The organism is Thermoplasma sp. (assembly GCF_023256435.1).
Lineage (GTDB): Archaea > Thermoplasmatota > Thermoplasmata > Thermoplasmatales > Thermoplasmataceae > Thermoplasma.
This window is the reverse complement of sequence record NZ_JAGDXM010000025.1, coordinates 21,003-30,458: the sequence shown is the minus strand read 5'-3', so window position 1 is coordinate 30,458 and position 9,456 is coordinate 21,003. Positions and strand designations below refer to the sequence as shown.

At 43.4% G+C, this 9,456-nt stretch carries 8 protein-coding genes; 3 read left to right on the top strand and 5 right to left on the bottom strand.

What is annotated here, in order from left to right; translation table 11 throughout:
* Positions 1-343: 343 nt before the first annotated feature.
* Both Q0C15_RS03145 and Q0C15_RS03140 read right to left on the bottom strand, forming a co-directional pair.
* A complete protein-coding gene (locus tag Q0C15_RS03145) occupies positions 344-637 on the bottom strand; it encodes a hypothetical protein (protein WP_297216029.1) in 294 nt (97 codons plus the stop codon).
* 2 nt (positions 638-639) lie between these two features.
* Entirely contained in the window at positions 640-1,851 is a 1,212-nt protein-coding gene (locus Q0C15_RS03140) for a YeeE/YedE family protein (RefSeq protein ID WP_297216026.1), read from the bottom strand.
* A 213-nt stretch (positions 1,852-2,064) separates the two neighbouring features.
* Between Q0C15_RS03140 and Q0C15_RS03135 the strand changes: the two genes are divergently transcribed.
* Positions 2,065-3,153 carry a HoxN/HupN/NixA family nickel/cobalt transporter gene (locus Q0C15_RS03135; protein ID WP_297216023.1) on the top strand — a complete coding sequence of 363 codons (1,089 nt, stop codon included), beginning with the start codon at positions 2,065-2,067 and terminating at the stop codon, positions 3,151-3,153.
* A gap of 356 nt (positions 3,154-3,509) precedes the next feature.
* On the opposite strand, the gene Q0C15_RS03130 is transcribed toward Q0C15_RS03135, so the two are convergent.
* Positions 3,510-4,283, bottom strand: coding sequence for a zinc ribbon domain-containing protein (locus tag Q0C15_RS03130; RefSeq protein WP_367181978.1), 774 nt, complete (start codon positions 4,281-4,283; stop codon positions 3,510-3,512).
* Between the two features lie 72 nt (positions 4,284-4,355).
* Entirely contained in the window at positions 4,356-4,616 is a 261-nt protein-coding gene (locus tag Q0C15_RS03125; protein WP_297216018.1) for a hypothetical protein, read from the bottom strand.
* A gap of 62 nt (positions 4,617-4,678) precedes the next feature.
* Between Q0C15_RS03125 and Q0C15_RS03120 the strand changes: the two genes are divergently transcribed.
* Both Q0C15_RS03120 and Q0C15_RS03115 read left to right on the top strand, forming a co-directional pair.
* Complete coding sequence (locus Q0C15_RS03120) at positions 4,679-5,380, top strand: helix-turn-helix domain-containing protein (RefSeq protein ID WP_297216015.1); 702 nt, start codon at positions 4,679-4,681, stop codon at positions 5,378-5,380.
* A gap of 130 nt (positions 5,381-5,510) precedes the next feature.
* Entirely contained in the window at positions 5,511-8,441 is a 2,931-nt protein-coding gene (locus tag Q0C15_RS03115) for a thermopsin (RefSeq protein WP_297216012.1), read from the top strand.
* 427 nt (positions 8,442-8,868) lie between these two features.
* On the opposite strand, the gene Q0C15_RS03110 is transcribed toward Q0C15_RS03115, so the two are convergent.
* Entirely contained in the window at positions 8,869-9,369 is a 501-nt protein-coding gene (locus Q0C15_RS03110; protein WP_297216010.1) for a hypothetical protein, read from the bottom strand.
* Positions 9,370-9,456: the final 87 nt, after the last annotated feature.

Sequence of the window (9,456 nt, the reverse complement as noted above, 5' to 3'; positions counted from 1 at the left end):
AGATCCGAATATACGCCTGTAGATATCACGATACAGGGCTTGTCTGGATGTCCGGAAAGGCAGGATGCCCCTTCAATGAAAGGAAGATCCGATGCTTTAGCTTAGGAGTAGCTCACAAAATCACATCTCTTTCCGATACCTGTAGGAGCTATACATCTGGAAAGGAGATGGAATATGTTTGCCCTGAACTTCGAGGAGGCTTTCAAGTACATCGTCTTCTGACTATGATTATTCTACTCAATAATTATAAACCGTATTATAGAAGTATGATTATTGCTAGAAAATTTGCCATAAATTAGATTCACAAAATATTAAATTAATTTAAAGATAATTGGATGTTACTTTAATTTTCTCTATCTTTATTGCCTTCGAATGAATAATCGTTGTATTTTGTCCTGTACCATACTGCAGTCATTATTATTGTGACTATGACAAAGAACCCGGTAAGCGCAACGGAATGTGGGTTTGGATCATATCCGTTATATGTACCGGACGTCAAAGCAGCGGCTATTATCACAATAGCAACCATGGATATTATGAAAGCTTTCAGTCCACTTTCCTTCTTCATCTGAGGCTCCTTTTTCCTTCTCTCTTCCATGGTCATTCTAAGCCTTTCCTCATCAATCTCTGATGACATATTTATTGCCTCCTGTATATTATGTGTGCAACCAGAAGCAGGAATATCACCACGAATATGAAAAACTCCAGACTGCTCACTGCCATCTGAAGGTCACCGCTCAGTATATGCCCGCTAGCACAGCCATCCGCCATCCTTGCGCCCAGGAGCATCAGGTATGCACCTGAAAACGCACCAGCAGCTCTCTTTATCTGGCTGTTTCCAAATCTGGCCTTCCATGATGGCGGGATAACATTGTTGAAAGCCTGGAATCTCCTTGTAAAGAAAACAGAGGCTAGAAATGCCCCGAACAACGTGCCTATGTCACTGAACGGCTCCCATCCTATGGTATGTACGACGAGAGTGCTGTATTTCCAGTAGCCTGCTGGTAACCATATCTGCGCAACGATCCATGAATAGGTTGTGGATTCCCCGAATATCTGATGCAGAAACATCTCAAGAACTACCGTCAGACCTATGATGATACCCACAGAGAGCATGGTGACACCGAAGAGTTTCGAGGACACTGTCCAGTGGTAGTTCACCTTCTCAGGCAGGTTGTCTTTGCCCAGAGGCATAGATGATCCTTCCATCAGGAAGTTTGCCGTCTCCAAGTACATTTTTTCTTCTTCAGGATCAAGCTTATACCCTTTGTGGGTTGAAAGATATGCACAGCTCTTTCCCTTCTTGTATCTAGGCAACGTATAGGCTATGGTGAACATTATGGCAGCCCAGATTATTGCGACAATGAAACCTATTGTGAGGTTTGTGTCCACCTTTCCAGCGAAGTAAATTTGTCCAAAGTTCAGGTACGTTGTGAGCCAGTGACCGAAGCTGGTTTGGTATATCAACGTCCATGTGGCAGCTCCTAGAAGGCCACCAAGGAGGGCATATATTGCATCGCGTCTGCCCTCTCCAAGAGCCATCCACACAGTTCCAGGAACATATCCAGATATCGCTATACCCGTACCGAATATTATTCCCCCTAGCGCAACACCAATGACATAATCGGGCTTTATGCCCCAGTGGAAGGATACTCCAATGGCTGAGAGGCCATAGAGCACTATGGCACCAGCACCGATTGCAATTGCAATACAGCCAATGAAAAGTCTATCCTCCCACTTTCCCAACCTTATCAAAACCTCTGGGTTGGATATTCCCCAGGCCTCGGCCAGACCACCGATGATCATACCGATGAACAGGCCGATCCATTCCCAGGCTGTTACACCTATCATGAGATCATCTCTGAACAGTATCTGTATTATTCATGAATATAAGAATATTTCTCACGAAAATTATCATTTTTCATATTTATGAAGAAAATGGCAAAAGATACATACACCATACTTATTCGAACAAAACCCATTTTTAAAGAAAAAAATCATGGTGATAAAGTTAATTTCACTAAACTAAAATAAACTTTATAAGAACATTAATGATTGACGATCATGTCTTCACTCATACATGAAAATCTGAAAGGTTATGCTGTCGTCTACGGTTTCCTGTTATTACTCACTGCGGTCTCATTTCATATCCTCCTAGCGGTAACTTACAGCGTGGGAAACAGGGATATAAATTCTCCCTATATAACAGGGACATTTTTCTCGCTCGGCGTCCTATCATATTTCTTCGGTATAAGGCATGGCTTCGACGCAGATCATCTTGCTGCCATAGACAATGCCACGCGAAAACTCATGCAAGAGCATAAGAGATCAAGATACACCGGACTGATGTTTTCACTGGGGCATTCCACAGTCGTGATCCTGCTCTCGCTTATGGTTATAATATCTATACGGGCTCTCGAGCACACCATGCCGAAACTCGAGCAGATCGGAACCATAATAGGAACACTGGTTAGTGCCTTCTTCCTCTTTCTACTTGGTACGCTGAACCTCTTCATACTCAGGGAAATCAGGATCGCCTATCGCCTAAGCCTGCAGAATGAGATAAGTGATGATGCGCTTGATACAATGCTCTCCAGGCGTGGCTTTATGAACAGATATCTCGGCGGACTTTTCAAACTGATAAAGAATGAGTTTTATATGTATCCTATAGGCTTTCTATTCGGCCTCGGCTTCGATACCGCATCTGAGACCACACTCCTTGCGGTTTCTGCCGCAGCAGCCGGAATTTTCAGCACAATACCGATATACACCATACTGATATTCCCGGCACTCTTCACTGCTGGCATGGTATTTGTGGATTCAAGCGATGGATTCTTCATGAACAATGCCTACGGCTGGGCATTCAGAGGCAGCCCGAAGAAGAAGGCATGGTTCAATCTCACCATGACCTCGATATCTATAACGGTTGCATATGTAATCGGTGGCTTGGAAACTCTTGGCTTGGTACAGGGAGAACTCAATCTCAATGGCAGCATCTGGAGGCCAATATACATCATAAATAACCTTGCATGGGGGAACGTCGGAATAATAATAGTTCTGATATTTGCATTCTCTTGGATATTCTCATACTTCAGATACAGAAGAATGCAGATGGCAATAGTTAAAGGAAATTCTCAGGTGGAGGAGGGTTGAAATCTATTCTGATGACCAATTTTAAGGATATATATATTGAAAATCAATTTGAGTATCATTCAGATTCATGCAACATCGAACATTACGGATGCTATATTTCATCCTTCATGAAAGAGAACCCTATAATGCCTCTAGAAATTAAAATGACTTATGCATTGCGTCACAGTATATTTTTATATGAGATATAATCAAAGCACATTAATGAGAATGATAGTTTTAGATCATATTCTGATCGAATGAAATAAGTTGAAAATGTCAGCAAAAATTCAGGCCTATAAGAGTACATAAGTCGTATTACTCATATGGATTGATATTACCTTGATCCCTTCCTTAAAGAAAATGGACAGTATTCCATCTCAATTCCTGCCCATTGCCATATCGGTCTGGAATCGGTGAACGAAGTGTCTCACGACAACCACAAATATGGCTATGATGACCGCATATGGTATCCATGTTATGAACAACAGGCTTAGATTATTGGAGCTTTCCAGAGCGATTGTCCATGATTCAAATATGCCTGCCGTCAGCAGTTCCAGCCCAACCATAAGCCATACGATGACCGCGGTCTTGATCTCCTTCCTGAAATGTTTGGTGAAAAGTGAATAGATGAGAAACGCACCCTCCGTGGTTGCTATGGCATAGGAAGGAAGCTCCAGCCATGAATAGGGAAGAAGAAGGAGCGACACAAGGGCGAGAGGTCCTGTCACTCCCTGGGATATAGCAAGTGCATTAAGGACTATGGCCGTTGAGTACGTGGATATGAGGAAGAATATCTGCCCTATCACAGGGATGATCTCAATTGAAGCAATTTCATAGTTATGAGAGAATATGGAAAACGATCTCACTATGAGCGGCAGAGCCCTCACAGACTGGAGGCTGGGCTCATTCTGATTCACGATCTGGTTTGCGGTGGATCCAGACATCGGCATGGCTGTGAGCGCGAACATTATTGCCAACTCGGCCACGAAGACCAGAACCATAGTCAATACTCGCTTTCTCGAAAATATCCTTACGAATGCAGACTTCCAGCTGTCATCGCTAACCGTAATGAACCTGTATCCGCAGACAGGACATTGCTTAGTCCCTTCTGGCACCAAAGCACCGCATTGAGGGCATTGAATATCCTTCATACATTTTAAAAATGGAAAAGACCGATATTAAAGTTTTTAAAATATAAAAATTATATACAAGAAATTATGCAATCACAGGAGTTTCTGTGTTGCAAAGATCTCGTGCTTTGTTGGAGGATTAACCTTCTCCATCAATCCCTTGAAGTCCTCAAGGCTAGGAGCCTCCCATTCGCAGACGGCCATCCTCTCATCCGCTATCACATTAACCGACTTCAGGGTAAATCCAGCTGGCAACTTGCCGTTCTTCTGCATATCTATTATGCTTCCGACAACCTTGAAAGCTTCGTCCTGATTCTTTCCTTTCCACCTGTGCTCTACTATCAGTGAAACCATCTCATATCACCATGCTGATCAGTCTTATGAAAGATATATAAATGATGCCGGTATGTGACGGTATGGAGGAGATCGAATTCGATCTTGTAAATGATCTGCCCTTCTGCAAACTCAGCAAGCTGTTCCCGGACGTGATCTTTTACAGATGGTGCAATTCAGCGGTGGATTATCTGGAGTTCTATGGTAAAGACGAGGATCTGAGCAAAATAGAAGCCCATCTGCCTGATGTTGAAAAGGAGTTGAACACGCATGTCCTTTACAGAACATACGGTGATGGAAATCTTTCAGTGATGCTGTCTTGCAGGTGTAACACTTCAAATTCCACCATACGAAAGGCTGAATCGAAAAATCTCATGTGGAAGGCACCCGTATATTACCAAGGTGGTCATGAGAAGTTATCCCTCATATCACCTATGTCAGAGCACTTTAAATCAATATTCAACGAATTCGAAAGGATCGGCGAGGCGAAGGTCATAAAGAAGGCAGAGATTAAGCCCGAGCTTGTGAGAGATACATATGCGATTTCTATGTCGGATCTGCTCTCCGATCTGACCACGAAACAGCTCAAATATCTTGTGAATGCATACCATATGGGTTATTTTGATACCCCGAAAGGGACTCAGATATCCGAGATGGCGAGGCAGTTCGGCATATCCTACTCGACCATGCAGGAGCATCTGGAAAAGGCGGTAAACAGGATATTGAAGGGTCTCGAGCCTTATCTCACAATTGAATTGCATATACGTGGAGACAGAGATAAATGAATAGATCTTTAACAATAATTGATCCATGTTTTTATAGCAATTTTCATTTATCATACCTACGTCGAGAATAACGATCTTAATTTCGATAGCTCTAATCGCGTTTCTACTTATACCTGCGGGCCTTTATACGATGCACGTACCGGCTGGTGAAAATGCTCATAACACGAAACATGCAGGCATTGAAAATGAATATGGTAGCGCTCTGGCCAGAATAGGGAATTTGAACATCAGTTCAAAGTACATGTTTCTTCCGAATTTCAATGCGATCAACTATTACACCTATGATGGTCACATCTCTCTGACCTATGATAACGGGCCTGCACCGATGGGTGTTTCAGACGTTGGTATTGAAAATTTGTCGGGAAAACTCGTACCCTATTCTGTCAATACCACCGATGTCATGGGGGTTCTTGATCTAAACAGCACGAGAGTCTTCTATCCATACGATGATCAGCCAAACAGTTTCGCAGTTCAGCTGAATTCCGTCCTCCACAATGTGGATCTCTTTGGAAACTCATCCTATTCATTCTGGACGCAGAATGTGGTCATATATTCCACCCGAACGCACCAGCTCACATTCATAGACAACGTGTGGAATTTTTCCAGTCCGGCATTCAACATGACTCCAAATGCGCTCCACGGTAGCGGCAAGCTTGTGCGCTATGTTTATTATTATGATGTGGGCCCGACAATGAACATATCATTTCCATTCGAACTGAAACTGTATCTGAACTCCTCGCTTCGAAATGGCAACGATGCTGTATACTTCAATTATTCAGTGTCGAGCGGAAATGTGCATAGATCGGGAAGCTATGATACTGTATTTTTCAATTCATCTGGAACTGCAAAAGTTCCAGCCAGTTTTATGATATCTGGATATTCGCCCACCTTGTCAGGTCTGCTATATGATTCTGAAATGGCCATAACCGGTCCGGGAGGCGGTAGCAACGTAGACGTATACTCCATCAATGGCACCATGGGGCTGTACCTCTATAATTCAACGCTGTCCTCGTTCCAGGCTGTTCGATCTGCTTACGATGCTGGCGTAGATACAGGAGAAACCTCCTATGGTGTTGATGTTGGATGGATAGATCATACCGCGTTACTCCAGGCTGGCCCATCGCTTGTATACGGCCTGTGGAATGTTTCCAATGCCATGGAAATTCTCTCCGGAAAGGTACCGGATCAGAGTTATGTATTTGTGAGCTCAGGTGCGCAATTCAGCAACAGCACAGCCTCCTGGGCACCTGTGAACGGCTCTGCATTCAGGTTTCTTCTCCCTGAGGGTGCGTACTCTATCGCTATATTCAAGAATTTATATGCACCTGAATATATTAATAATGTATCCGGTACTGTTGATGGCATTCAGACAGCAAAAACTGGAAGGTTCTATGCGCCCATCTTCATCTCCAACAGCAGTGATGCCGCATATTATTCCATGAAGGGGAACGGAACAGCCGCAAATCCATTCATCATATCGTTGAATCAATCCATCTCGATTATATCAACCTTCGGGGTTCTGAACGATTTCCTTTTCCCGGCATTTTCCGGCATAACGATCCTAGATACGGCATTTCACCTAGACATAGAAAATGTCAGCTCTTTCCAGATAGCATACGGCCAGCAGTACCGATCAGAGTTATCGCACCTTGGACTCAGCAATACAAACTGGATGGGCATAGTTCTTTACGAAACCTCTAACGTATCAATAGTAAACGGCTCGAATATAACCGGTTGGTTTCCGGAAACCATGAAGGGCTTCATCGTGGCGAACCTCATGATCTGGAATTCATCCAACGATCTCGTAGCCGGCAACGTCTTCTATTCCCTGCATCTCTACTCTGGAGACCTACAGCCGCCCTATTATTCTTCTATCTTCATTTACGGAGAAAACTCATCAGATGAGAACAACACTGTCTGGGGAAACTACTTTCCGGATCAGTATCTATCTGAAAATGGAAACGGCACGGTTGGTCTCTTTTTAGATTCATCGGGAAATATGATATTCAACAATGCCTTCACCGAATACGACATAGCTTATTCACCGGATTTCAATGTTTATACAGGTTCGAATGCAACATATCATGACAACTGGAACCTGAGCGCAGTGGAACCTATCAACTATACAATTATTGTAAACGGCTTTGATCTTAAGGGAAGCATTGTGGATGGCGGATATGAGGGTGGTAACTACTGGGGTTCGCCGTTCATTACGGCACCGTGGAATGAAACGGGATACATACAGAGCGGTTACGATTATCATCCACTGGTCTATTTCGTCTATACGCTTTCATTCACGGTGCATGGCCTGCCTGCTGGAACAAGCTGGGAAATTGCGGCTGATGGGGTATACTATGAAAGCTCCAGAAGCAGCATCAACGTCACAGAGTACAACTTTGGTAACACAACCTATGCCGTCTTCCTACCCCCTGGCTACACTACCAATAATTCAGGATACGCCTACTCGTTTACTAACAAAACAATCATCAATATATATGCAAAACATGTGATGACCTATGGCGTCATATTCTATGCAACCAACTATGTAGGAAATGAGACGTGGTATGTTGATGTAGCTGGTAGCCTTTATTCTTCTGCATCACGGGAACTTATCGTGAGCCTTCCAAATGGTACATATTCCTACTCCGTCTTTGCTCCGCCGAACAATTACACGGCTGTATCAGGATACGTCACAGTAAATGGCTCTTCTGTAATAGTTAACATTACGTTTCCTGAGCAGCTGTATAAGGTTGTGATCTCCGAAACAGGTTTGCCTGCCGGTTCATCATGGTATGTAGTGATCGATGGTAGATCTTATTACTCAAATGAGGGCAGTATATCCATACTTCTGCCAGCCGGTCATTACATTGCTCAGTTTTCCAGTGTACCTGGATACAAGACGTCCTCTCAATATGTGGATTTCAACGTGACTGGGCAGCCGGTGCAGGTGATCGAGAAATATACGCCGACCCAGAATTACGATTACTATCTCGGTGCAGGCATAGTTATAGGCGCCATGATCACGGCATTCGTGTTCTATATTGACCGCCGTAGGAGTTAGGTTTATCAAAAATCTTCAGTTCAATCTTTATAGAAAAGTTAGTGGCTTGGGGAAGCAGTAAAACTCAATATTCGGACATGAGGCACACGGGCCTCCCCCAATAGAGATATTCATAAATTGTCTTTCCATATTTTTGCATCCTCCACTATAACAAAGTGGCAGGATAGTTGACTAAAATCTCTGAGATCCGAATTCACGCCTGTGGAGATCGCAACCTCCGTAACCCTTCTTCCAGACGTGGTCCGAAAGAAAGTTTCCAATGACGGGAAACTGCGATCTGGATGTACGCGGATAGAGTTTGATCGTTGAAGCAGGATGCTACGAATCTCCAGCTGAGGAGTAGTTCCCTCAAGGAAAAATAGAACTCTTTCAAAGCGATTTTCAATGAGGTTGCTTTTAAGGTATTAAAAAAAAGATTCCACAGACATCAGACCATGATCATGCTCACAGAAATTATATCGTCAACTGCGCTGTCTGGCCTGGACGACAGAAAATACAGATGGTTATCATTCGTCGATGGATCTATCATGGCAAGAAAAGCGTCGATAAACTCTCTGGTGAAGTTCGCGTTTGGACCATTGAAATCGTATACCATGAGTTTATCATAACCAACCAGAAATATGCTGATTCCGCGGAACGATGCCTCTTCACCGAATATTTCAGATGCAAGCTGATGGCCGAGATTCCTAGATCTCCTTAGGCTATCAACGATCATCTTTGAAAAATCGGCTATTTCAAAAAGATCTGTATCAGGAACCTCGATTGCTATCCTGTTTGCCATCTGTCTGTGGCCAGGCGTGTATATTATTATCTTCTTCCCATAGATTTCGCGGATGATTTCTACAGCCGACCTCTCTAGATCGGCATCGTTGCCATATTTCATCACAGTTATGTGTCCGTAGGCGCTTTTCTTCAAGGTATTCCTCACATTCTTTTACAGCGTGAGCATATTAATTTTATTCCACGTACGGATCATACTTCGCATTATCTTCATAGGATCTGACCGTTATTAGAT